Here is a 23657-nt window from a genome sequence, read left to right on the forward strand (position 1 = left end):
ATAAGGTGTGAGTGGTGGAGCAAGTCCTCGCACGCGGGCCTTGTGCTTGCCCGGCGGTATGCCAGACTGTTGGCGCGACCATTCCCGATCCTCACAACCGGTTGATGAATGAACAAGAAAAAGGCTTGGCAGGACAGGGTGCTCGGCGGCGCCCTTGCGGCTGCAATACTGAGCGCAAGCGGTACTGCATCGGCTGACACGTTCGGTATTCAATTGGCGGGCGGCATCGCTCAACATCACGTCCGCAAGCTTGATCTCGGTCTGGCCTGGGATCCGGATGTGACCTGGTGGGAAGTCGGTGGTTGGCATTTCTCGCTGATCGGCGAAGCGCATTTGGCCTGGTGGCATACCGACGAGGGTAATGTGCACGAGAATATTGCCGAGGTCGGCGTCACGCCGGTGGTGCGTTTCATCAAGTCCTCAGGCGCGATAAGACCCTTCATCGAGGGCGGCGTCGGCGTGCGGCTGCTGTCGAGTCCAACCATCTCCAGCACGTACAGCCTGTCGACCGCGTTCCAGTTTGCCGATATGGTGGGCGTTGGCGTGCAGTTCGGCCACCGACAGCAATATCTGGCCGGCTTCCGCTTCCAGCATGTGTCGAACGCGGATATCAAGAAACCGAATCCTGGCGCCAATTTCAGTCAAATTTACCTTCAATACAATTTCTGACGACGCACCCGCCGTGCCATGCGGCGATGGTGTCCGATCGGTTGGCGGGCGAGTGTCCCCAGCGTCGCGAAAATCCTCTACACTCATGAAAAATTAACCGGCGCGCGGCACAGGGGATGACGCGCCCGCCACGTTTGCCCGACAAATGGGTGTTCACGAGCCGGTCGGTACTCGCGGGTGGTTTTCCATTTTGTATCGCACATCGAGGTTTTTATGCACAACGCATTTCGCAACTTTCTCGTGATTGCCTCTATCACCCTGCTGGCGGCGTGTTCGTCGGGCAACAAAACCGAGCCTGCGCCGATCACGAGTGCGGGCAACGGCAGCGGCAATGGCACTTCGCAGTCCCAAGGGGTTGCGCCCGGCACGACAGAGACCAGCACCCTGAACAGCGCCGATAACCTGAACAATCCAAATAGTCCGCTGGCCAAGCGCAGCATCTACTTCGACTTCGACAGCTCTACTGTCAAGCCGGAGTTTCAAGGCCTGCTGGAAGCTCACGCGAAATACCTTATCGCGCATCCGCAGCAACACATCCTGATCCAGGGCAACACCGATGAGCGCGGCACCAGCGAATACAACCTGGCGCTTGGCGAGAAGCGCTCCGAAGCCGTGCTGAAGTATCTGGCGCTGCTCGGTGTGCCGAACAATCAGATGGAAGCGGTGAGCCTAGGCAAGGAGCAGCCGCGGGCGCTCGGCCACGACGAGGCCGCCTGGGCCGAGAACCGGCGCGCCGATATCGTCTACAAATAAACGCGCGGGGCGCGTCGCAGCTCAGGCGACGCGCCGGTTGCGATGCGGTATTGGCGTTACCGCGTCTGCCGGTGCCGGTGTGACGGCGGGCACGGGCCGCAGACCGCCGAACGTGGCTGTAACGACGTCGAACACCTGTTGTGCCGCAATGCTCAATGGCTGGCATACCATCCCCGCCGCGCAAATCGCAGGCGTGGTATCGGAGATGCGCTCGATCGCGTCGATGCAATCGACCTGCCAGCGTCCCATCGCCTCATTCAAATGTTCCAGGACCGTTTGTTGGTGGTTTTGCGCCCCGGTCAGAAAATTTCGCCAGAAGTTACCCGCCTGTTCGATTTGCCGGCCCATGAGCTGCATCGGCAAAGACATCGCGGCGGCGGCGTTCGTGCCGCCGGTGATGTCGGTCATCGACTCGCAAAGCGCCGCGGCGCTCGCTTGAGCATCCTGCAATGTGCGGGCCTGCATGCGGCTCGCCTGCTCAAGGAAAATATGACCCAGTCTCGCGCCCAGGTCGACATTGGCTTGATGCAGATCCTGAAGGGCGCTGGCATTGAATGGCATGAATGTCTCCTGGCGTGCGTGAGGCGCATAACGACGAAATTCCCGGTAAGGGGATTCAGCGTCAACATGCTAGATGAAACGCGCCGGCGTCCAGCGGACATCCACACAAAAATTTTGCATCAATTTGTAAAAGGCTTCGACAGGCTGCGGCCACGACGTCAGGCGTCGCGGCCGCGCGGGAGCACTGCGCGCGGGCAACTGCCGCGCCGGGTCAGGCCAGCGCCGGGCGCCGGAGGTTGGCGGAAATGCCTTTCATGAGCAGCACGGAGATCAGGCTGACGGCCGCGACGACCATCATATACAACACGACCAGGTGCGACTTGCCGCCGCCGGCGTTGATCAGCGCGGTGGCGATGAGCGGTGTCAGGCCACTGGCGAAGATCCCCGAGAATTGATAGGCAAACGACACGCCGGTGTAGCGCACATTCGCGTCGAATTGGCTGGCGAACAGCGACGATTCGGTGCCGTACACCATCGGATAGGCCAGCGAGAAAGGCAGGATCACCGCGATCATCACGATGCCGGGGTGCTGTGCTCCGAAGTGGTCCATGGTCCAGAACGACAGCGCCGTCAGGATGCCGATCATGATCGTTCCCCAGGCGAACACGCGGCGCAATCCGAAGCGGTCCGCGAGTATGCCGGCGATGATGATGAACGGCAGCATGAATGCCGACGAGATGATCACTGTGTTGAGCGCCAGCCCGCGCGTGAGCCCGAGCGAGTGGGTGACGTAGTAAATGATGAACACCCCGAAGGTGTTGAAGCAGGCGCCTTCGACATAGCGCGCGCCCAGCGTCAGCAGCACCTCGCGCTTGTAATTCCTGAACAGCTCGGTGATCGGTACCGGCACGATCTTGTTTTCGAGCCGGGCTTTTTCGAAGTCGGGGGTCTCCATGATTTTCAGCCGAACATACAGGCCGATGGCCACCAGCGCCGCGCTGACAAAAAACGCGGCCCGCCAGCCCCACGAAATGAAGGCTGAATCGGGAAACAAATTGAGCACGGCGACGACCCCGGCGCTGCTCATCAAACCCAGCGGCACGCCCAGTTGCGGCCAACTGCCATAAAGGCTGCGCTTGCCCGGCGGCGCGTGCTCGATGGTCATCAGCACGGCACCGCCCCATTCGCCGCCGATGCCGATGCCCTGCAGGATGCGCAGCAGCAACAACAGCAGCGGCGCGGCGATGCCGATCGAATCGGTGGTGGGCAGCGCGCCGATCAGAAAGGTCGAGCCGCCCATGATGAGCATGGTCAGCACGAGAATGGTCTTGCGGCCGAGACGATCGCCGTAATGCCCGAAAATGATGCCGCCGATCGGGCGCGATAGAAAGCCGACGGCAAATGTCGTGTAGGCGGCGATGGTGCCCATCACGGGCGACATGCTTGGGAAGAACAGGCGATTGAGCACGAGCGGCGTAAGCACGCCGTAGAGGAAGAAATCGTACCACTCGATGGTAGTGCCCAAAGTGCTGGCCAGAATGATCAGCGACTTGCTGGAATGCGGCGAAGCATTGCGGTCTGCGATTTCCATGATGTCTCCTGAGGGGTGCTTTGTATTTCACAACCTGAACGGCACATCGATGATCGGTACAGCCTGAAGCGTATTCTTTTTTTAATAAAAAATTGGAACGAAATTGATAAATAAAAATTACACTGAAAGTATAGTCTGGCGTTTTTGGAATGAATTATTCCATTGATAGAGATTTACCCTAAATTCGTTGAAAATGCGGGGAAACGGTACGCGCCCGGATGACGCGGCCGGCGTCCGGGCGAGGTCGGGCGAGGCCGGACCTGCCCAGGCGGATCAGTCGTGCGGGGCGGTTGTCGCCGGTAGCGCGGCGCCGTCTTCGCGGCTGGGCGTGAAGATCGAGCCGATCGCCTGTGCCGCGCGGCGCAACGCCGGTACGAGTTCAAGGCCCTGGGCGATGCTCACTCGCGAGGCCGGGGCATGAAAGGCGATGGCGGCGTAGACCTGCCCGCGCGGGTCGCACACCGGCACGGCCACCGCCACCGAGTCATCGAACAACTCCCCATCGTGAATTGCGATTTGCGTCGCCTTGACCTGCCGCAGTTCTTTCTCGAGGGTTTGCAGGTCGGTGATGGTTTTGTCCGTGTAGCGTTTGAGCGGCTCCTTGCCGAGCAGGCGGTGCACACTCTTGGACGACATCCGGCTCAGAAAGATTTTGCCGCTGGCAGTGCAATGCAACGGCACGCGCGTGCCCGGTTCAAGATGCAGACGCAGCGGCAGCGGCGTCTCGACCCGGTCGAGATACAGCACCTCGTTGCCATCGAGCATCGTCAGGTTGCAGCTTTCGCCGATTTCGTCGACCAGCGCTTGCAGTACCGAATGGCTCTGGGCGCGCAGCGTCGAGTGCTGCATCACGTCGATCGCCAGCGACGACAGGCGGGCACCGATGATATAGCGCTTGCTCAGCGGCTCGCGCTGCAGCAGGTCGGCCTCCTGCAGCATGGCCAAAATGCGGAAGACCGTGGGCTTGGGCAGGTTGCAGGCCTGCGTGGCGTCGTCCAGCGAGACCGGCACGCTGGCCCTGGCGACATATTCCAGCACGGAAAACGCGCGCAGTGCGGTGGACTCGGGCGGGGCCGCATCTTTTGTCGACATAGGGCTTCGGGCAACGGAACCAAGAGGTTCGATATTGTATTGCATGCGCGCCGCTCCCAAGACGCCGGAACCCCAAGCGGGTCAGGGCGCCGGCTTCAGACCCAGCAGGCGTCGTGCCTCGGCCGTGCTGGCCGGATGCCGCCCGTGCTGGGCGCAGACGTCGACGATCTTCGTGACCAGCTCCGCGTTGCTGGCGGCCAGACGGCTCTGGTCGAAGCGGGTGTTGTCCTCCAGGCCAGTGCGGCAGTGGCCGCCCTCGGCCAGACACCACTGATTGACCTCCCACTGATGCCGGCCGATGCCGGCCGCGACCCAGGTGGCCTCGGGCATCACGGCGCGCAATTCGGCGCGCAGGAAATCGAAGATCGAACGCCGCGCCGGCATCGCATTGGGGATGCCCATGACGAATTGCACGTGCGGCGCCGGTTTGAGCAGCCCTTTCTTGAGCAGATTGGCCGCGTTGTACAGCATCGCCAGATCGAACACTTCGATTTCCGGCTTGATGTCGTTCTCGAGCATCGTGGCGGCCAGGCCCTCGACGAAATCGGGCGGGTTTTCGTAGATGTTGGTCGGGAAGTTGACCGAACCGGTTGCCAGTGACGCCATGTCCGGTTTGAGGTGCAGCATCGCGCCGCGCGCGGCCTGATCGCGTCCGCGCCCGCCGGTGGAGAACTGGACGATCATCCCTGGGCAATATTTGCGCACGCCTTCCTGCACACGCCCATACAGTTCCGGGTCCGAGCTGGGTGACTCGTCGGGGTTGCGCACATGAATGTGAACCAGCGACGCCCCTGCCTCGAACGCTTCATGCGTCGACTCGATTTGCTCGGGCGGGGTGACCGGCACAGCGGGATTGTCCTTCTTGCGCGGCAGCGCGCCGGTAATGGCAACGGTAATGATGACAGGCTCGGTCATGCCAAATCTCCCTACGCGGATCGCGCGCTCGATTGTCGAAATGTCATTCAGTGAAATGATGTATTCCATTATTGCAATTACAAAACCTTTGTGCAATTATTTTGTTCAGAGAAACAATTTCTTTCATTGAGTGAAATTTATTGGCAGTGCTGCCGGGCAGTGCCAACGGCACCCAGCGGGCCTTCCATCAAAGCGTTGCGATCCACAGGAGTACGACTGCCGTGAGCAATTCAGACATGACGTATCAGGATCTGCTGCAAATCATCGAGCTGATCAAATCGTCGTCGCAGTTCGGCGAGTTCCACCTGAAGATGGGCGAGCTGGAGATCGATCTGCGGCGGCGCGATGGCAGTGAAGTGTTAGCCAGTGCGCCGCTGCCGGCGGCTGCGCAAGGCCGCATCGGTATAGCCCAAGGGGCGCCTGCGGCCACGGCTGCCGCGCCAAGACCCGCCGAGCCGGCGGGGTCGGGCGAGGCGCCCGCCACGCGCCAGCGTCATGGTCATGTCGGGGGCGGTGAAATCGTCGTCGAGCCGGCGGCCCCGGGCGATGGGTTAGCGGACGGAGCGGGGGAAGCGCGACAGGCGCCGTTGGCCTATCCGCCCGGCGCAGTCCTGATCAAATCGCCGATGGTCGGCACCTTCTACCGCGCGCCAGAGCCCGGCGCGCGCTCTTTCGCCGAAGTCGGGCAGCGTGTGGCGCCCGACACCACGGTGTGCATTATCGAGGTGATGAAACTGATGAACTCGATTCCGGCCGGACGAGCCGGCATCCTGACCCACGTGCTGGTCGAGGATGGCGAGCCGGTCGAGTACGGGCAAGTCTTGATGGTGGTCGACCCCGACTGAGCGTCGAGTACGGCGGACCGATCAGGTCGGGTGGCCGGTGCACGCCGGCCGCGAGCGAGGCAACTACACGGGACTATCGCGTGACGATCATGGCAAAACCTTTCAAGCGTGTACTGGTGGCCAACCGCGGCGAGATCGCGGTGCGCATTTTGCGGGCCTGCCGCGAACTCGGCTTGGAAACCGTGCAGATTTATTCCGAGGCCGATAGCGATTCGCTCGCCGTGCGGCTGGCCGATCGGGCGGTGTGCATCGGGCCGCCGCGTTCGAGCCAGAGTTACCTGAACGCGGAGTTCATCGTCTCGGCCGCGTTGATGCACGGCGCCGACGCGATTCATCCCGGCTACGGATTTCTCTCCGAAAACGCGCATTTCGCGCGGTTGTGCGAGAAGGAGGAGATCACCTTCATCGGGCCCAGTGCGGACGTCATCTCGCTCATGGGCGACAAGGCGATGGCGCGGCGCATGGCCGACGAGGCGGGCGTGCCGACCACGCCGGGCTCGGCCGGCACCGTCTCGGGCGTGGCCGAGGCGCGCGAGGTGGCGGCCAGGCTCGGTTATCCGGTGATTCTGAAGGCGGCCGCCGGCGGCGGCGGGCGAGGCATGCGGATCGTGCATGCCGAGAAGGATATCGAGGCGGAGTACCTCAACGCCGCGCGCGAGGCCAAGGCGGCCTTTAACGATGACGCGATCTATGTCGAAAAGTACCTGACGCGCATCCGCCATATCGAAATACAAATCCTGTCGGACGGCCAGCGCGTGCTGCATTTGGGCGAGCGCGACTGCTCGATTCAGCGGCGCAATCAGAAGCTGCTCGAGGAAAGTCCGTCGCCAGTGCTCGACGATGCCGTGCGCGCCCGGATCGGCGAGGCCGCGGTGCGCCTGTGCCGGCATGTCGGTTACACGAGCGCCGGCACGATCGAATGCATTCTCGACCCGACCAGCGGCGAATTCTATTTCATGGAGATGAATACCCGCGTGCAGGTCGAGCATCCGGTCAGCGAACTGGTGACCGGCATCGACATCGTCAAGGCGCAGATCGGCATTGCCCAGGGGCAGCCGCTGGCGATCGAGCAAAGCGAGATCCGGTTGCAGGGGCATGCGATCGAATGCCGCATCAATGCCGAGGATCCGGATAACGGCTTTGCGCCATGCCCCGGCGCGATCGCCCATTTTCATATGCCCGGCGGACCCGGCATCCGGGTCGATTCTCACCTGTATAGCGGCTATCGCGTGCCGCCGTACTACGATTCGCTGCTGGCCAAGGTCGTCGCCTGGGGCCACTCGCGCGAGGAGGCGCTGGCGCGCATGCGCCGCGCGCTATGGGAGATGCGCGTGGACGGCGTCAAGACGACCTTGCCATTTCACCAGAAGCTGCTGCGCGACGCGCGCTTCCAACAAGGCGACGTGCATACCAAGTTTGTCGAGGAAAACATGCTGGAGGCGCTATGACGCGAGCCGCAACGGTGCCGGCCGGCAAGCCCGGCGGGACTTTCGAGCTGGTCGACGTGACGCTGCGCGACGCGCACCAGTGCCTGTGGTCGACCCGCATGACCACGGCCATGATGACGCCGATACTGGTGGCGATCGACCGCATCGGCTATGGCTATGTGAACATTCTGGGCGGCGCGGTGTTCGACGTGTGCGTGCGCTATCTGCACGAAAACCCGTGGGAGCGCGTCGGCCTGTTGTGCGAGCGGCTGGCCACGCCCTGTGACGGCCTCACGCGCGGACAAAGCCTGTATACCTTCGAGCTGTTTCCGGACGACGTCATCGCCTTGAATTCCGAGGCGCTGGCCCGGCGCGGCATCAAGGTACTGACGGTGTACGACGCGCTCAACGACAATCGCAACATCGAATCGTCGGTCAGATCCGGCCGCGAGGCCGGCATGAAGATCAACGCGATGGTTACCTATACGCTGAGCCCGGTACACACCGATGCCTACTATGTGGAGCGAGTGAAGGAGCTGGTCGCGCTGCAGGCCGACTTCATTTCGGTCAAGGATCCCACCGGCCTGCTCACGCCGGAGCGGGGGCGCACACTGTTCCCGGCACTGGTGGCCGCGGCCGGCGGGATTCCGCTCAAGCTGCATTCGCATTGCCAGTCGGGGCTGGCGCCGGCTGTGTACGAGGTGGCGATGGCCAGCGGCTTTCGCTATGGCTACACGGCAGTCGAGCCACTGGCCAATGGCGCGTCGTTGCCGGCTGCCGAGGAGATCGACGACACGGCGCGAGCGCTGGGTTTGCGCACAGGTATCGACCGCGCTGCGCTGCGGGAGGTCTCCGGCTATTTCGACTGGCTGTGCGAGCGTGAGGGCAAGCCGCGCGGCAAGATCGCCGCCTACGATCCGGCGTTGTACGAGCACCAGGTGCCGGGCGGCATGATTTCGAATCTGAAGTCGCAGCTGGAGACGATGGGCATGGCGGCGCGCTTGCCGGAGATTCTGGAAGAGGCCGCGCAGGTTCGTCAGGATCTCGGCTATCCGATTCTGGTGAGTCCGTTCGCGCAGTACATCATTACCCAGGCGGTGCTCAATGTCGTGCAGGGCGAGCGCTACAAGACGATTCCGGACGAAGTGCGCAAGTATGCGATGGGCTATTACGGCAAGCTGGCGGCCAAGCCTGCCGATGCATTCTGGGAGCGCGCCAATATCAGGCCTGACGAGATCGTCACGGCGCGCCCGGGCGAGCACCTCGCGGCGGGCCTGCCGCGCCTGCGGCGTGCGCTCGGCAAGAACGCGAGCGACGAAGATCTGCTGCTGCACGCCTTCTATGACGAGGCGCTGCTCAAGACCCTGCGGAACCCGGTGCCGGAGTGCCGCTTCAGAACGTCGCCCCTGCACGAGTTGCTGGGGTACCTCGGCGCGCGCGCCGATATCGGCTACGCGAGAGTGCGCTTTGCCGGCACGGAGATGACCATCAAGATATGACACGCGGCGCGGTCGACGACGTCGCGGGATAAAGGAGGGGCGGTTGCAGTTGGCGCGATCGAGAGATCGCCGCAGTCCATCGAGTTCGAGCGATGGACGCCTACTTAGCGAGGAGACAATGATGCATCACTCAAGGCCTACCAATTCCGCCCGTCTTGCCTGGTTGTGGCGGATCGTCGCGACGCTGCTGCTGGCGGCGGCGCCAACGTTCGGTTTTGCCCAACAGAAATTCACCGACTGGGGCTGGCCGTTGCCGTATCAGCAGATTTCGCCGCAATCGGTGCAATGGCTCAAGAGCCAGGGGTGGTGGCCGCTGAAGATCGCCTACCAGGCGCCCTGGTCGGGCCAGAATACGATCAACATCGTGATGGATCGCATGGGCCTGCTCAAGAAGCGTGGACTCGAGACGAAGTTCCAGGCGTTCGCTTCGGGTCCGGCGATCAACGAAGTGATCGTCTCGGGCCGTTTCCAGGCCGGCAGCGGCGGCAATTTCCCGTTCACCTCGCTGATCGACAAGCGCATTCCGGTCAAGGCGATTGCCATCGAGAGCCCGAATCTGCTGCACGCGCTGGTGGTGCCGAACGATTCGCCGCTGAAGAGCTTCAAGGATCTCAAGGGCAGCAATCCGCCGGCGGCGATCGGCCTGGTGACGGGTTCGTCGGCCGAGTTCTATGTGCAGATGGCGGCCGAAGTCAACGGCGTGAAGATAGGCAAGGACATCATCCTGAAGAATATGTCGCCCGGCGACCAGATGGCGATGCCCAAGGGGCTGGCCGCTGTCGCGTCATGGGATCCGACGCCGACGATGATCGTGAGCGAGCGCAAGACCGGGCGCATTATCGACTCGATTTATCCGTACAACATGTATGAAGGGCAGTTTTATGTGCGCGAAGAGTTGATTCAGCACGTGCCCGATGTCGTGCAGGCCTTGTCCGACGCGTTCGTCGAGGCGACGCTCTGGACCCGGCTGCATCCCAAGCAGGCGGCGCAGCTGATGAGCGAAAATCCGCAATTGAGGAATTATTCGAAGGCTTTGCTGTTGCAGCAGATCGATGCCTACAACAACCTCTACAAGCCGACCTATGTATACCCGAACGGGGCGTTCTGGGGCGCTGCCAATGAAACGATTTTCAAATGGCTTTACCAGAACAAGCGCATCGAGCATGCATTGACGGCAAAGGATTTCGCCGCCGCGGTCGATCCCCAATTCATGGACAAGACCTTCGAGAAGCTCGGCTGGGCACGGCCCGCGCAGCCGCCGTTCATTCCGGCGAATTGGAGCGGCGCGCCCGACAAGATTCCCTATCCGGCATATGAAACGCCGCAGAATCTCAAGCAGGCGCAGGCGTTCCCGCAGCCTGGCGACCTGACCAAGCCTTGGGTGTTTGACGGCAAGCACTATGCGCCGTGACGGATCGCCGCGCAATCGGCGCCCACTCGCCGGGCGCGGCGGCGGATTCGCATCGGCAAGGAGGAGACATGGATATGGTGCAGCAAGCAAGCCGTAAAACCGTCCGCGCCGCCACGCCCCCGAAAGAGGCGCTGGCGGCGCGCAAGCCGCCGGGCATGGTGGCGCAGATTGCCCGGAGGCTGCGCCGCTTGATTCTGCTCGTGCTGTTGCTGGGGGTGTGGGAGTATGTCAGCCGGGTGGTGCTGAGCGATACCACGCGCACGCTGTTGCCGCCGCCATCGGCGGTCGCCAAGGCCGCGCTCGAGCTGATCAGGTCGGGCGAGCTGTGGCAGAACCTGCATGACAGCGTGCGGCGCGAGCTGATGGCATTTGCCTGGGCGACCGTCGCGATTCCGATCGGGATCGCGATGAGCTGGTGGCCGTGGGTCGAGGAGCAGCTCGATCCGGTCTTCGAGATTCTGCGGCCGGTGCCGCCGCTGGCGTGGATACCGCTGTCGATCCTGTGGTTCGGCATTGGCGACACGCAGAACGTCTTTATTATTTTCCTGGCCATTTTCTTTCCGATCCTGCTCAACACCATCACCGGCGTCAAGGGGATCGAGCCGAACCTGATTCGGGCGGCACGCTGCCTGGGTGCGCCGGAGTGGAAGATCCTGTGGCGTATTGCCCTGATGGCGGCATTGCCGCAGATCATGACAGGTATTCGCATCGGTTTGGGGGTGGGCTGGATGGCGCTGGTGGCGGCCGAACTGGTGGGGGCGATCTCTGGCCTGGGCTTCATGATCAACGACGCTCGCACGGTGCTGCGCACCGATTATGTGATCGTCGGCATGGCGACCATCGGCCTGGTCGGGTTTGTGATGGATCGCGTCATACGTGTGGCGATGCGGCGCTGGCTGCCGTGGTCGCGTTCGGTGGGCCGGTGAGCGGCGCGGCACGGAAGGAGGGAAGGCATGAGCGAAGTGAGCATTGCCAATGTGTCGAAGGTTTATCCGGGCCACGGCGCGCAGGACGGCTCGGTACTTGCACTGGACAACGTCAGCTTCAAGGTGAGGGATCACGAGTTCTGCTCGATCCTTGGCCATAGCGGTTGCGGCAAGACCACGCTGCTGAACCTGCTGGCCGGATTCGAGACGCCCACCCAGGGCACCATCGAGGTGGACGGTCAGTCGGTTTGCAAGCCAGCCTGGGAGCGCTCCATGGTGTTCCAGGACTACGCATTGTTTCCGTGGATGACGGTGGCGCAGAATATTGCCTTCGGGCTGGAGATGAAGCGTGTGCCGGCGCCGGAGCGGGGCGAGATCGTGCGGCGCCAGATCGAGCTGGTCGGCCTGGCCGGGTTCGAGCAGCGATATCCGCATCAGCTGTCGGGCGGCATGCGCCAGCGCGTGTCGATCGCGCGCGCGCTGGCGGTCGACCCGCACGTGCTGCTGATGGACGAGCCGTTCGCCGCGCTCGACGCGCAAAACCGCGCGTTGATGCAGGAAGAAATGGGGCGGCTGCTGGCATCGAGCGACGTGCAGCACCGCAAGACCATGGTGCTGGTGACGCACAGCATCGAGGAGGCGATCATTCTGTCGGACCGTATCATCGTGCTCACGCGTCGCCCCGGGCAGGTCAAGGCCGATATCGAGGTCGACCTGCCGCGGCCGCGCGACGAGACCGACATGGCCTTCATCACGCTGAAGAAAAAACTGAGGGATCTGATTCACGACGAGTTCGAGCGCGAGCACTGAGGCTCGGGAAACGAGGGGAGACGATGCAGCACGATTTGACAGACAAGGTGGCGGTGGTCACTGGCGCGGCGCGCGGCATCGGACGCGAGATTGCGACGCGCCTGGCCGAGTGCGGCTGCGTCGTGTATGTCACCGATATCGATGCCGGGATGGCGCGCAGCACGGCCGCGGCACTGGGCGAGCGTGCCCACGCGCTGCGCATGGACGTGCGCGACCGGCCCGAGGTGCGCGCCGCACTTGCGCGCATCGTCGGCGAGCGCGGCGCGATCGACGTGCTGGTCAACAACGCCGGCCTGATGACGCAAGGGCCGTTCACCCGCACCGACGACCAGGCGTGGGACGATCAGCTGGCAGTCAACCTCACCGGCGTCTTCAATTGCATCCAGGCTGTCGCGCCGAGCATGATCGAGCGTGGCGGCGGGACCATCGTCAACATCGCTTCGGTGTCGGCCGTCAAAGGCGGCGGTGCGGTCGGCAATGTCTGGTATGGCGCCACCAAGGCGGCGGTGGCCGCGCTCACCAAGGGACTGGCGCGCGAGCTCGGGCCGAGCGGCGTGCGCGTGAACGCAATCGCCCCGGGGCTGGTGGAAACCGATATGGTGCGCGAGTTTCTCACCGACGAAATGCGGCCGCGCATCCTCTCGCGCTTTCCGCTCGGGCGCCTGGCCAGCACGGGCGACGTCGCCAATCTGGCGGCCTTTTTGGCGTCGGACGCCGCGTCCTTCATCACCGGTCAGGTGATCGCCGTCGACGGCGGATTCCTGGTGACCTGACTGTCAGGCGTGCCGGCACGCCAGCTAGCGCAAAAGGCGATCCATGATTTCTCAGATTCTGGTGATATCGATGTTGATTGCCGGCGCGGGAGGGCTGATCCGCGGCATCACCGGCTTCGGCGGCTCACTGGTGATGACGCCGCTCCTGACGCTGATGTTCGAGCCCAAGCTGGTGGTCCCGACCGTGCTGCTGCTCGAGGCGTTCGCCGCCGCGCCGATGCTGCGCGACGCAGCGCGCGTTGCGCACTACCGGGTCATTGCGCCGATCTGTCTGGCTGCGTTCGCCACGCTGCCGCTGGGTGGCTACATGCTGGTGCATGCCGATCCGAACTTGCTCAGGCGCGGCATCGCGGCGATGGTGGCGCTGTTTTGCGTGCTGCTGCTTAGTGGCGCGCGCTATCGGGGTCCGAGAAAGCTCGGTGTGTCGCTCGGGCTTGGCGGGCTATGCGGTTTTCTGCTCGGCGGCACCGGCATTGGTGCGCCGCCGGTCATTCTGTATCTGCTGTCGGGCCCCGATTCGGTGGTGGTCACGCGCGCAAACTTGACCCTGTGCGTGGTGGCCATCTCGATCGCCGCGCTGCTCATGCTCTGGGTGAGAGGCGTATTTGCATTGGGCGGACCACTCTCGCCACTGGCAATGGCGCCATGCTTCTATGGCGGCATCGTACTGGGATCGCAATTGTTTCGGCATTTTAACGAAATGCGTTTTCGGCAATTTACGGTGCTTTTTTTGTTGGTGGTGTCAGTGGTTGCGTTATTCGCGAGATGATGTTGCGTAGGTGCTTGATCACGACATGACCGTTTGAAAATCAATCACTTAACTTCTGGTTTGAGGGCTTTGCGTTGAATTCGTGTCCGTGCTGACCTAGAGTAGCGCTAAGCTTTGCGATCCAGCAATTTATCCTCCGATCACGTTTCCTTGCGTCGTCAGATTATCAACTGCCTTGAAAACCTCCACGGTTTTCCGCGATGAACCAAAAAAAAGCCCGCGCTTGGCGGGCTTAAATCCATATCAGGAGGAGACATGGAGGAGACAACTGAAGTTTAGATGAAATTGCTGCAACGCACCATACGTAGTATTACCTAATTGCCGCAACCTAGCAGCACGCATGGCTGGTGTCGGCACATTCCTCGAATATCAAGCATATGACCGATCAAATGGAATCTCCCGCGGCTCGGTATCGTTGCCGCGCCAGGGGCACGCGCACGTCAGAGTCTGCCCAATCTCGACACGACGTATTACTTGCCGGGCTTGACTCTGCGACATGGCAAAAGCCGGCGCAGGCTATGCGTGCGAGTGAGTGGCAGCGATGTCGAGCTACACCGGCAGGCCGGCCGCGCGGTTTCGTTTGCCATGCCGTTGCGCGACCACCTGGGCTCGAGCGGGCTCACACTTGACGATCGAGCCGACGTACTTACCCGAGAGGTCTATTATCCGTTCGGCGGCACGGCGCTGTGGGCGGTGCGGTGCCGGGGTGCCGCAAGGCGCAAGGTCATCCGCCATGCCGGACAGGAACGCGACTCGACCGGTCTTTATGCCTACGCATTTCGGTATTACGCGCCATGGCTGGGACGCTGGCTGAGCGCCGATCCCGCCGGGCCGGTCGATGGCCTCAACCTGTTCTCGATGGTGTGCAACAATCCCATGACGTTGCGCGACCGGCAAGTGTTGCCGGACCTGGTGGCGGCCGAACGGCGCCGCACCGGGCAGGACTTACGGTTCTACAACACATTGGGCGAGTTTGCGCAGGCTTTGCACGCCCAAACGATAGACGCGGGCGCCATGCGCTACCAGGCCGTGGTTGCGATGACGGACCGCCCGGACGGCGGAGCGCATTTCGCGGCATTCGACATGCGGCGAAGAGCCTTGAGCGACGAGTCGCCACTGTCGATGGTGTATGTGGAGCCGTCTTTTCTGGTTGAGGGGCAGGTCGCTGAAGGGGCTCCCGATTTTTTTCCTGACCCATAACGCGGTGGATGAGGGCTACCGAACCTTGTTCCGAGAATATTTTCCGCGAACTTTCGGGGGGCTCGGCGGCGGCCCCGCACCCAAAACGTCTGTGGTGTTCAGCGCAGCCCAAAAGTCTCCGTTCGACTGCGCCATCTTCAGCCTGTCGTTCGCGCTGAAGATGCGCCGCGCCGAAGCGTTCTTCGATGAACTGCACGACAGTAACGATGCTCGCGCGGAAGGCCTGCAGCACTTCTTCGGTGAGCAAATTTTGCTGCCACCGTCGTTCTACCGGCATGCCCATTCGCGCGCCACGGTCGATATGGTAGCCGCGGCCTGGCAGGCGCGCGACCCGGACGGCGTCACCGCGTTGCGGGAACGTCATGAGCAAAACCGCATTACACGCGGAGCGCGGCAGTTCAGCAACTCGATCGAGCGCAAGCGAGTGGCGCTTTTGTCGCGCGCTTTGCGGCATTGACGCGCGGGGTGCGTCATGCCGGAGAATCCGCTCGGTTGTCCTGGTCGTGGCTCTATTGCGCGGTTCATACAATGAGACGCCCGCCATATCAATGTGAACAATCGTCAAGAATCGTTAAACGCGCTTGTCTGCACACAAGCTTGCCAATATATTCAAGTTGCCCGGTCGTGAGCCAACCGGGTCCGGGCGGCAGACGGGGACATGCAAATGCAATGCGCCGGCACGTTATTGGTCAGTCGAAAAATAAGAGATGCAGGCGAGCGGGCTCGCGAACGGCGTAGTGCCGGCACAACCGGCGCTATCGCCGACGAAATCTGCAACCCATGAAGGCGGCAGGAAATGAAAAAAAATGAAATTCTTGATAGCCGGGCAGGTCATCTGGTGCGGGACGCATTAGCAGTCCAACTCAATTTATTGCATCGGTTTTTGCCGATGCGTGGCTGGATCGTCGCTCGATGCGAGGAAAGCGCGATACAAATGATCGCCATGGCGGGAGACCTCACGGCGGCGTCGGCAGCGCGGCTGGCTCACAGGTTCCTGTGCGGCACGCGCGCGTACACGGAAGATGGCTTCGAATACCGCCCGTGCAGCGAAATCGAGGCGGCCGCGCTGAGTCGCGAGAGTCCCGTCGAGTGGCGCGTGACTCACCTGTTTCGGGCCGATCTGGCGCTGCCTGGCAGTGGCGCTTACGCTTGCGTGCTGGGGCTGCAATCGCACGCGCGGGCGCTGGCGCTGCGCTCTGGCGAAGTCGATTTGTGCCTGACCGCGGTGTTGCGCACCTTGCACTTGCATGAAGAATTGGTGGAGACCGAAAAGAAGATGCGCGTGACGCGTCAAGAAGCCTCGCTTGACGCATTGACCGGCGCCCTGAACCGCACGGGCTGGGACAATCATTTGCGCCAGATCGACGCACAGATTGGCGAAGGCGCCGACGCCGTGGTTGGAATCCTCGACCTGGATTTCCTGAAGTCGATCAATGACCGTTTCGGCCACGCCGCCGGGGACCAGGCACTCAAATTGACCGCGCGAACGATCCATTCGGTGCTGCGGCGACGCGACTGCGTGGCGCGCCTGGGCGGCGACGAATTCGCCATCTTGCTGCCTCATGTTACGCCGCGCGATGCCGACCGACTCAAGGCACGTCTGGCGACGGCATTGCAGCAGGCGGATATATCCGCGTCGATGGGATTCGCCATGAAGTCCGAGTCAGCTACGCTGGACGAAGCAATCAAATTGGCCGATGCGCGGATGTATCAGAGCAAGCGTAACCGACTGGCGACATACCAGCGCCAGGGCAACGCACACGCGTGTCTGGCCTCGGCATAACGGCACCGGCTGCGCCCGCACAATGGCGACCGGGCGTCGCCACCCGCCTGGCGGGCGGCTCGCCGTCGCGCCGGCAATGAGGCAGCGAACGCGATAAATTCGCGCTGCCCGATTCTGCGCCCTGGCATTCGGCCCGGGGACATCTCCTCTATTTTCAGCTTCCGAGTCGCGCTTCCCGCCGCACGGTCAGCCTGCATGCGGCCCGCCCGTAACCGGGCTTTCGTCTCGAAATCTACAGAGACGGCGGCTATCAACGTAAACCCCGACGCGAAATTTCTTGTCCCTGCGATTTTTGGCGATTATATTTTATATAGATATTATTTATTACTATGAGATAAAACATGAGCGACGATATCCTGCTGAAAAACATCGGCCCGGTCGCGGTCGTCACGTTGAACCGGCCCGCCAAGCTCAACGCGTGGACCACGCCGATGCGCAATCAGATCATCGCGGCCCTCGAGCTTTTCGACGGCGATGCGAATGTGTCGGCCATCATCATGACCGGCGCTGGTGACCGGGCATTCTCGGCGGGCCAGGATCTTGCCGAGGCGCACGACTTCGACGGCGCGCGGGCGGTGGCCTGGGTCAAGGAATGGGAGCGCTATTACGACGTGCTGCGCGGTTTGAGCAAACCGCTGGTGATGGCACTCAATGGCACGGCCGCGGGCTCGGCATTCCAGGTGGCGTTACTGGGCGACATCCGAGTCGGCCATCCGGGTGTGCGCATGGGGCAGCCGGAAATCAACTCGGGCATTGCCAGCACTACCGGACCGTGGATCATGAACGCGATGCTCGGCATGTCGCGCACCATCGAACTGACATTGACCGGGCGCTTGATGGAGGCCGACGAGTGTCACCGGATCGGCTTGATCCATCACCTGGTGCCGGCCGAGCAGGTTTTTGACAAGGCGCTCGAAGTGGCCCAAAGTCTGGCGGCCAAGCCGCCCGTGGCAATGCGTCTGGACAAGCAGCGCTTCCGTGAAATGACCGAGGCGGGCTTTCGGGACTGCATCGAGGCGGGTATGCGAATTCAGCGTGAAGCATACGACTCGGGCGAGCCGGCACGCATGATGGAAGCTTTTTTTCAGCAGCGGCGAAAGTAGCGCTGCGCCTCAGGTGCGCCGCGCACACGGGGTGCCGGCGATTTTTTGTGACTGACTGTTGTATTTGTATTCAGGAGTGCGTCATGAACCAGCCCAGTAATCCGAATCGCCGCCGTCTGCTCAAAACCGCCGGAACGCTGGCACTGGCCAGTGCGTTGCCAAGCGTGGTGCATGGCGAGTCCAGGCAGATCATCGTGTCCGATCCGGGCGGGCCGTATACCAAGGCTTATCGGGTGGCCTTCTACGATCCCTTCGAGAAAGCGACCGGAATCAAGGTGGTCAGCATGGCGCGCGAGTCCCAGCCGGTGACGCAATTCGCCGCCATGGTAAAGACCAAAAACTATATCTGGGACGTGACCACATTGACCATTTCAGACGACGTTCCTTATCTGGAGGCGCACGGTTTTCTGGAACCCATCGGCCTGAAGCACAGCAATTATCCGAATGTGATGCCCGATGCGATCACTCCGGATTGGCTCGGCGTCGACGTATATGCCACTGTGTTGGCCTACCGTACCGACAAATTCCAGACCCACGGGCCGCAGTCGTGGGCGGACTTCTGGAATGTCGGGAAATTTCCGGGGCGGCGCAGCTTGCGCCGCAATCCGATCGACACGCTGGAGCAGGCGCTGATGGCCGATGGCGTGCCGCTGGACAAGCTGTACCCGATCGATGTCGACCGGGCCTTCAAGAGCCTGGACCGCATCAAGCCGCACATCAATCTCTGGTGGACTTCCGGCGCACAGGCCATGCAGGCGATCCAGAATGGCGACGTGGACATGATCTCGACCTGGAACGGGCGGGCGCAGGCGGCCATCGACAATGGTGCGCCGGTACGCATCAATTGGCGCGAAGGTCTGTACTCGGTCGAGGGGTGGGGTATTCCGAAGGGCACGCCGCGCGCCGAGATGGCCAAGCAGTTCGTGCGCTTTTGCGCGGATGCCAAGCGGCAGGCAGCCTTTACTCCCGATTTGGCTTATGGCCCGACCAATCTGAAGGCCTTCGACATGATCCCGGCCAAGCGCGCGGCAATCCTGCCGACCGCACCGGACAATTTGCGCGATATGCGCTTGCCCAGCCCGCAGTGGTGGGCCAAAAATCGCGCGGCGGTTACCGAGCGCTTCAACACCTGGATCATTTCCTGATCTCGCGCATCCGAGCCGAGCCTTATCATGCCGCCCAAACTCCAGACGATCGGGTTGACCAAATCGTATCGGGACACCGTAGCCTTGGCGCCGACCCACTTGAGCGTCGAGGCTGGCGAGTTTCTCACCTTGCTGGGCCCCTCCGGTTCCGGCAAGACCACGCTGCTGCAGATGATCTCCGGGCTGGTGCCGCCCAGCGCCGGACAGATCTTCATCGACGGTCGTGACGCTACTGGGGTGCCTGCCGGTAAGCGCGGCATCGGCATGGTATTTCAAAGCTATGCGCTGTTTCCGCACATGAATGTCTGGGACAACGTCGCCTACGGCCTGCGCATGCGGCGTACCGGCCGCGAGGAGTTGCGCCGGGCGGTCGACGCTGCGCTGGCAATGGTGCGCATGCAGGACTATGCGCAACGTTTCCCGCGCGAGCTCTCCGGCGGGCAGCAACAGCGCATTGCGCTGGCGCGCTGCTTTGCCTATCGGCCGTCGATCATTCTGCTCGACGAGCCGCTCGGCGCGCTCGACAAGAAGCTGCGCGAACATATGCAACTCGAGATCCGCCGCCTGCATCGCGAGTTGGGGGCGACTTTCATTTACGTCACACACGATCAGGACGAGGCACTGACGATGTCCGACCGCATCTGCCTGATGAATCAGGCCCGCGTCGAGCAGATCGGCACGCCAGCGCAACTGTATGACCGCCCGGCCACGCGCTTTGCGGCGGACTTCCTGGGGCACTCCAACTTGCTCGACGGCCATGTCGAGGCGGGCGAGGGCGCGATTCCGATCTTGCGCATCGGCGAGCACGCCGTCTCGCTGCAGGAATTTTCGGAGCCGCCCGAGGCCGGCGCGGCAGTCTGCCTGCTGGTTCGGCCCGAGGCCGCGCAACTGACGGCGCCCGGGCATGGCCGGCTCGCCGGCACGGTCGACGAGGTGGTTTTCCTCGGCAGCGATACGCGGGCGATTGTCGTGCTGCCTGACGCCCGCCGGTTCAGCGTACGCTGCGACCGCCGCCAATCGCCGAGCGTGGGCCAGCAGGTGGGCGTGACCTGGGACGCGGCGCGCGCGACGCTGCTGGCTTGCTGAGGAGGCAGTGATGCGCGAGTCCGATACGCTGTCCGAACTGGCGCCATGCGGCACGATGGCCAGGCCGTCGGCCTGGCGCAGGCGCGTCGCCGCGCTGCGCGGCAATCTGCTGCCGGCGCTGCCGGCCTTGCTGTTCCTGCTGGTGTTTTTCGTCACGCCGGTCGCGCAGATCCTGCGCGGTGGCTTCGAAGGCGCTGGCGGTGCGATCGGTCTCGGCCAGTTCGCGCGCATCATGCACACGCCGGTTTATGCGAAGGTGCTGTGGACGACCTTCTGGATCTCGCTGCTGACGGCGGCCCTGTCGGTGGTGCTCGGTTATCCGGTCGCGTATCTGCTCAGTCGCCTGGGCTCGCGGGCGCGGCAGCGCTGGTTGCTGTGGATCATGCTGCCGTTCTGGACCAGTTATCTGGTCAAAACCTATGCGTGGATGCTGCTGTTGTCGAAAAGCGGCGTTTTATCCACGCTGGCGTTAGGCCTGGGCCTGGTCAGCAATACCAGCGGTGTCGTTCCGTCGCTCACCGGCGTGCTGATCGGTATGGTTCACGGTATGCTGCCGCTGGCCGTGATGACCATGCTGCCGATCATGCGGGGCATCAGCGACCAGCTCGTGCAGGCCGCGCAAACGCTCGGGGCCGACCGGGCGATGGGATTTTTCACGATATTCCTGCCGCTGTCCGCGCCAAGCGCCGCGGCCGCCGGCCTGCTGGTGTTCATCACCAGCCTGGGTTTCTTCATCGTGCCGTCGCTGCTGGGCACCCCGCATCAGACGATGATTGCGCAACTGGTGATCTCTTCGGTGCTCGAACTGTTCGATCTGCATTTTGCCGGAGCGCTGGCCACCGTACTGCTGCTGTGTGCGCTGGTGGTGTTCGTGGTCTACGACAAGCTGGTTGGCCTGTCCTCGCTCAGCGGCGAGGCGCCGCAGCACTCCAGGCGCGTGCGCGGCGGCCGCGCCATGCCGCTGTTGATCGGCGCGGGCCGTCTTGCCGGCCGGCTGCCGGGCAGTGCCCGGGGGCGCGAGGCCGACGCAGCCGGGCCGCTCAAAGCGATCTGCGCGGTGTTGGTGGCAGCGCTCGTGTTACCGGTGTTTGCGGTGATCCCGGTCGCGTTTACGCGCAGCGCTTTCGTTGCGTTCCCGCCCAAGCTGTTCAGTCTGAAATGGTTCGTGAAATTCCTTACCTCGGAGGTCTGGCAAAGTGCGCTGATCCGCTCGTTTGAAGTCGGCCTGTCGACCGCGGCGCTGGCGCTGCTTTTGGGCTTCGGCGCGACCCTGGCGCTGGCGCGCCTGGCGCCGCGTTGGACCAAACCGCTGTTCGCCTTTTTCATCGCACCGCTGATCGTGCCGCGCATCGTGATCGCCGTTGGTCTGCTGTATCTGTTAGCCGACGTGCATTTGGTGGGGACCAATCTGGGCCTGATCGTCGGTCATACCGTGCTGGCCTTGCCGTATGTGGTGGTGACGCTCGCTGCGGCGTTTCGCGCTTTCGATTGGCAGCTCGACGATGCCGCCAGGATTCTCGGGGCATCGGCTCCCGCGCGCCTTCGCACCGTGTTGCTGCCGCTGCTGTTGACCAGTCTGGGGGCGGCATTTCTGTTTGCATTCATCGTGTCGTTCGACGACCTGACGATCGCGATCTTCGTCAGCGGCGGCATCAAGACGACCTTGCCCAAGCAGATGTGGGACAGCATTCAATTGGCCGTCACGCCGACCTTGGCCGCGGCTGCAACCTCGTTGGTGGTGCTCATCGCGCTGCTCGTTTCGATTTTCTCTCTCTTCAAACGTCAGAGTCGGTAATGCATCCTTATCCTGACTATTTTCCGCAGCGCTTCGCGGCGGATCAGCTCGACGCCGCGCCGTTGATTTTCGCTGGACTCTCGGCCGACACCGAGCGCCCGATCGTCGTGTTCGACGGCCAGGCCATCGCCAGGTCGTCGTTGCGACAACAGGTCGCCGGCTGGCAGGCGTGGCTGCGCGCGCGCGGCTTGCACAGCGGCGACCGTGTCGCAGTCATGCTCGAGAACAGCGCCGAGCAGATCGCGCTGATCTACGCTTTGATACTCGGCGGGCTGATTTGGGTGCCGGTCAACACGAAACTGCGAGGCATGGGGCTGCGCTACCTGATGGAGCATGCCGAGCCGCGCCTGCTGGTGAGCGAGACGGGCTTCGATGACGTGCTCGACGAGGCGGGCGTGCAGCCCTCCGTGCGCGTGCGCCTGGCGTGCGCGGCGGCAGAATTGCCCCGGGATGCCGCGCTGGCCGCGCCTGCCGCACGGCATGACGATCCGCTGTGCATCATCTACACGTCGGGCACCACCGGGGCGCCAAAAGGCGTGATCTTTACCCATCGGATGATGCGCATCTCGGGTGAGGCCGCGCTGCTGGTGGCCGATGCACGCCCGGCCGACCGAATGTTTCTGTGGGAGCCGCTGTGTCATATCGGCGGGGCACAGATGCTGCTGCTGCCATTTCTGGAGGACGTGGAGCTGCACGTCGTGAGCCGCTTCTCGGCCAGCCAGTTCTGGTCGCAATTCACGCGCGCGCGGGCGACGCAACTGCATTATCTTGGCGGCATTCTGGACATTCTGATGCGCTTGCCGGCCGATGCGCAGCCGGCCAACCATACGCTGCGCGTGGCCTGGGGCGCGGGCGTGACGGCCGGTACCTGGCAGGCAATTCGCGAGCGCTTGAAGTGCGAGCTGCGGGAGTGCTACGGCATGACGGAATGCTCGAGTTTTGCCACGCTCAACGACACCGGCAAACCCGGTTCCATTGGACGCCCGCTGCCGTGGCTGCGGCTCGAGTTGCTCGATGACGAAGGCCGCGAAGTGCCGCCTGGGCAAAGCGGCGAGATCGTTTTGTCGAGCGATGTCGACGGCGTGTTTCTGGCCGGCTATCTGCACAATGAGGCGGCCACGCGCGCTGCGCTGCGCGACGGCAAACTGTTCACGGGCGATGCCGCGCGGCGCGATGCCGATGGCGATCTGTTCTTCGTGGGGCGGCGCACGGACAGCATGCGCGTGCGCGGCGAGAATGTGTCCGCCTGGGAGATCGAGCGCGTTTTCGCCGCGCATCCGGCGGTGCACATGTCGGCCGCGCTGGGTGTCGCATCGTCGGTTGGCGAGCAAGAGATTTTGCTGTACGTGCAGTTTCGCGAGAATGCCGCGCCGGAGTGGCCGGAGCTGGCGGAATGGGCCGCGAAAGCCCTGGCCAGTTTCCAATTGCCCCGCTATTATCGGCGGGTCGAGCACTTCGAAACGACCCCGAGCGAGCGCATCAAAAAGCACCTGCTCGCACGCGACCTCGACGACGCATGGGACAGGCTGGCTTGATCGGGACGAACTCGTGTCGGGGCCGCGTC

At 62.9% G+C, this 23657-nt stretch carries 22 protein-coding genes; 18 read left to right on the forward strand and 4 right to left on the reverse strand.

What is annotated here, in order from left to right; translation table 11 throughout:
* The first annotated feature begins 108 nt into the window (after positions 1-108).
* Both PATSB16_RS07830 and pal read left to right on the forward strand, forming a co-directional pair.
* Entirely contained in the window at positions 109-669 is a 561-nt protein-coding gene (locus tag PATSB16_RS07830; RefSeq protein ID WP_047213584.1) for an acyloxyacyl hydrolase, read from the forward strand.
* A 213-nt stretch (positions 670-882) separates the two neighbouring features.
* Positions 883-1422: a peptidoglycan-associated lipoprotein Pal gene (pal, locus tag PATSB16_RS07835; RefSeq protein WP_047216382.1), complete on the forward strand. Its 540-nt coding sequence runs from the start codon at positions 883-885 to the stop codon at positions 1420-1422.
* 21 nt (positions 1423-1443) lie between these two features.
* Here the strand turns inward: pal and PATSB16_RS07840 are convergent, their stop codons facing one another.
* From PATSB16_RS07840 to PATSB16_RS07855, 4 genes are all read right to left on the reverse strand, one after another.
* Complete coding sequence (locus PATSB16_RS07840; RefSeq protein ID WP_047213586.1) at positions 1444-1983, reverse strand: phasin family protein; 540 nt, start codon at positions 1981-1983, stop codon at positions 1444-1446.
* A 211-nt stretch (positions 1984-2194) separates the two neighbouring features.
* Positions 2195-3514: an MFS transporter gene (locus PATSB16_RS07845; RefSeq protein ID WP_047213588.1), complete on the reverse strand. Its 1320-nt coding sequence runs from the start codon at positions 3512-3514 to the stop codon at positions 2195-2197.
* Between the two features lie 273 nt (positions 3515-3787).
* Entirely contained in the window at positions 3788-4606 is an 819-nt protein-coding gene (locus tag PATSB16_RS07850) for an IclR family transcriptional regulator (RefSeq protein WP_047213590.1), read from the reverse strand.
* An 81-nt stretch (positions 4607-4687) separates the two neighbouring features.
* The gene (locus PATSB16_RS07855) at positions 4688-5521 is read right to left on the reverse strand and encodes a 3-oxoadipate:acetyl-CoA acetyltransferase (RefSeq protein ID WP_047216383.1); all 834 of its coding nucleotides are present in this window, start codon (positions 5519-5521) and stop codon (positions 4688-4690) included.
* A 221-nt stretch (positions 5522-5742) separates the two neighbouring features.
* On the opposite strand from PATSB16_RS07855, the gene PATSB16_RS07860 reads away from it, so the two are divergent.
* From PATSB16_RS07860 to PATSB16_RS07935, 16 genes are all read left to right on the forward strand, one after another.
* On the forward strand, positions 5743-6366 hold the full coding sequence (locus tag PATSB16_RS07860) for an acetyl-CoA carboxylase biotin carboxyl carrier protein (protein WP_206093677.1): 624 nt from the start codon (positions 5743-5745) through the stop codon (positions 6364-6366).
* Positions 6367-6455: 89 nt separating this feature from the next.
* Positions 6456-7814, forward strand: coding sequence for an acetyl-CoA carboxylase biotin carboxylase subunit (gene accC / locus PATSB16_RS07865; RefSeq protein WP_047213592.1), 1359 nt, complete (start codon positions 6456-6458; stop codon positions 7812-7814).
* On the forward strand, positions 7811-9292 hold the full coding sequence (locus PATSB16_RS07870) for a pyruvate carboxylase subunit B (protein ID WP_047213593.1): 1482 nt from the start codon (positions 7811-7813) through the stop codon (positions 9290-9292). Before accC ends, PATSB16_RS07870 begins: the two co-directional genes overlap by 4 nt.
* Before the next feature lie 118 nt (positions 9293-9410).
* Entirely contained in the window at positions 9411-10703 is a 1293-nt protein-coding gene (locus tag PATSB16_RS07875; protein ID WP_083566725.1) for an ABC transporter substrate-binding protein, read from the forward strand.
* A 74-nt stretch (positions 10704-10777) separates the two neighbouring features.
* Positions 10778-11629: an ABC transporter permease gene (locus PATSB16_RS07880; RefSeq protein WP_169834614.1), complete on the forward strand. Its 852-nt coding sequence runs from the start codon at positions 10778-10780 to the stop codon at positions 11627-11629.
* A 27-nt stretch (positions 11630-11656) separates the two neighbouring features.
* Positions 11657-12439: an ABC transporter ATP-binding protein gene (locus PATSB16_RS07885; protein ID WP_047213596.1), complete on the forward strand. Its 783-nt coding sequence runs from the start codon at positions 11657-11659 to the stop codon at positions 12437-12439.
* Positions 12440-12462: 23 nt separating this feature from the next.
* Positions 12463-13212 carry an SDR family NAD(P)-dependent oxidoreductase gene (locus PATSB16_RS07890; protein WP_047213598.1) on the forward strand — a complete coding sequence of 250 codons (750 nt, stop codon included), beginning with the start codon at positions 12463-12465 and terminating at the stop codon, positions 13210-13212.
* Positions 13213-13255: 43 nt separating this feature from the next.
* Positions 13256-13981, forward strand: coding sequence for a sulfite exporter TauE/SafE family protein (locus tag PATSB16_RS07895; RefSeq protein ID WP_052892621.1), 726 nt, complete (start codon positions 13256-13258; stop codon positions 13979-13981).
* 528 nt (positions 13982-14509) lie between these two features.
* Complete coding sequence (locus PATSB16_RS21235) at positions 14510-15181, forward strand: RHS repeat-associated core domain-containing protein (RefSeq protein ID WP_047213600.1); 672 nt, start codon at positions 14510-14512, stop codon at positions 15179-15181.
* Positions 15111-15638 carry a YopJ family acetyltransferase gene (locus tag PATSB16_RS07905; RefSeq protein ID WP_083566867.1) on the forward strand — a complete coding sequence of 176 codons (528 nt, stop codon included), beginning with the start codon at positions 15111-15113 and terminating at the stop codon, positions 15636-15638. Before PATSB16_RS21235 ends, PATSB16_RS07905 begins: the two co-directional genes overlap by 71 nt.
* A gap of 339 nt (positions 15639-15977) precedes the next feature.
* Entirely contained in the window at positions 15978-16964 is a 987-nt protein-coding gene (locus PATSB16_RS07910) for a GGDEF domain-containing protein (RefSeq protein ID WP_083566726.1), read from the forward strand.
* A gap of 341 nt (positions 16965-17305) precedes the next feature.
* Complete coding sequence (locus tag PATSB16_RS07915) at positions 17306-18067, forward strand: enoyl-CoA hydratase/isomerase family protein (protein ID WP_047213604.1); 762 nt, start codon at positions 17306-17308, stop codon at positions 18065-18067.
* Between the two features lie 83 nt (positions 18068-18150).
* Entirely contained in the window at positions 18151-19212 is a 1062-nt protein-coding gene (locus tag PATSB16_RS07920) for an ABC transporter substrate-binding protein (protein ID WP_047213606.1), read from the forward strand.
* 27 nt (positions 19213-19239) lie between these two features.
* Complete coding sequence (locus PATSB16_RS07925) at positions 19240-20298, forward strand: ABC transporter ATP-binding protein (protein ID WP_047213608.1); 1059 nt, start codon at positions 19240-19242, stop codon at positions 20296-20298.
* 55 nt (positions 20299-20353) lie between these two features.
* Entirely contained in the window at positions 20354-22093 is a 1740-nt protein-coding gene (locus tag PATSB16_RS07930; protein ID WP_047216387.1) for an ABC transporter permease subunit, read from the forward strand.
* The gene (locus PATSB16_RS07935; protein ID WP_047213609.1) at positions 22093-23628 is read left to right on the forward strand and encodes an AMP-binding protein; all 1536 of its coding nucleotides are present in this window, start codon (positions 22093-22095) and stop codon (positions 23626-23628) included. Before PATSB16_RS07930 ends, PATSB16_RS07935 begins: the two co-directional genes overlap by 1 nt.
* The last annotated feature ends 29 nt before the right edge of the window (positions 23629-23657 follow it).

Origin of the sequence: Pandoraea thiooxydans, assembly GCF_001931675.1 — a bacterium.
GTDB classification, from domain to species: domain Bacteria; phylum Pseudomonadota; class Gammaproteobacteria; order Burkholderiales; family Burkholderiaceae; genus Pandoraea; species Pandoraea thiooxydans.

Coding starts and splice junctions, on each gene's coding strand:
- PATSB16_RS07830 (WP_047213584.1), top strand. CDS start 109: ATGAACAAGAAAAAGGCTTGGCAGGACAGGGTGCTCGGCGGCGCCCTT.
- pal (WP_047216382.1), top strand. CDS start 883: ATGCACAACGCATTTCGCAACTTTCTCGTGATTGCCTCTATCACCCTG.
- PATSB16_RS07840 (WP_047213586.1), bottom strand. CDS start 1,983: ATGCCATTCAATGCCAGCGCCCTTCAGGATCTGCATCAAGCCAATGTC.
- PATSB16_RS07845 (WP_047213588.1), bottom strand. CDS start 3,514: ATGGAAATCGCAGACCGCAATGCTTCGCCGCATTCCAGCAAGTCGCTG.
- PATSB16_RS07850 (WP_047213590.1), bottom strand. CDS start 4,606: ATGTCGACAAAAGATGCGGCCCCGCCCGAGTCCACCGCACTGCGCGCG.
- PATSB16_RS07855 (WP_047216383.1), bottom strand. CDS start 5,521: ATGACCGAGCCTGTCATCATTACCGTTGCCATTACCGGCGCGCTGCCG.
- accC (WP_047213592.1), top strand. CDS start 6,456: ATGGCAAAACCTTTCAAGCGTGTACTGGTGGCCAACCGCGGCGAGATC.
- PATSB16_RS07870 (WP_047213593.1), top strand. CDS start 7,811: ATGACGCGAGCCGCAACGGTGCCGGCCGGCAAGCCCGGCGGGACTTTC.
- PATSB16_RS07875 (WP_083566725.1), top strand. CDS start 9,411: ATGATGCATCACTCAAGGCCTACCAATTCCGCCCGTCTTGCCTGGTTG.
- PATSB16_RS07880 (WP_169834614.1), top strand. CDS start 10,778: ATGGTGCAGCAAGCAAGCCGTAAAACCGTCCGCGCCGCCACGCCCCCG.
- PATSB16_RS07885 (WP_047213596.1), top strand. CDS start 11,657: ATGAGCGAAGTGAGCATTGCCAATGTGTCGAAGGTTTATCCGGGCCAC.
- PATSB16_RS07890 (WP_047213598.1), top strand. CDS start 12,463: ATGCAGCACGATTTGACAGACAAGGTGGCGGTGGTCACTGGCGCGGCG.
- PATSB16_RS07895 (WP_052892621.1), top strand. CDS start 13,256: ATGATTTCTCAGATTCTGGTGATATCGATGTTGATTGCCGGCGCGGGA.
- PATSB16_RS07905 (WP_083566867.1), top strand. CDS start 15,111: ATGTGGAGCCGTCTTTTCTGGTTGAGGGGCAGGTCGCTGAAGGGGCTC.
- PATSB16_RS07910 (WP_083566726.1), top strand. CDS start 15,978: ATGAAAAAAAATGAAATTCTTGATAGCCGGGCAGGTCATCTGGTGCGG.
- PATSB16_RS07915 (WP_047213604.1), top strand. CDS start 17,306: ATGAGCGACGATATCCTGCTGAAAAACATCGGCCCGGTCGCGGTCGTC.
- PATSB16_RS07920 (WP_047213606.1), top strand. CDS start 18,151: ATGAACCAGCCCAGTAATCCGAATCGCCGCCGTCTGCTCAAAACCGCC.
- PATSB16_RS07925 (WP_047213608.1), top strand. CDS start 19,240: ATGCCGCCCAAACTCCAGACGATCGGGTTGACCAAATCGTATCGGGAC.
- PATSB16_RS07930 (WP_047216387.1), top strand. CDS start 20,354: ATGGCCAGGCCGTCGGCCTGGCGCAGGCGCGTCGCCGCGCTGCGCGGC.
- PATSB16_RS07935 (WP_047213609.1), top strand. CDS start 22,093: ATGCATCCTTATCCTGACTATTTTCCGCAGCGCTTCGCGGCGGATCAG.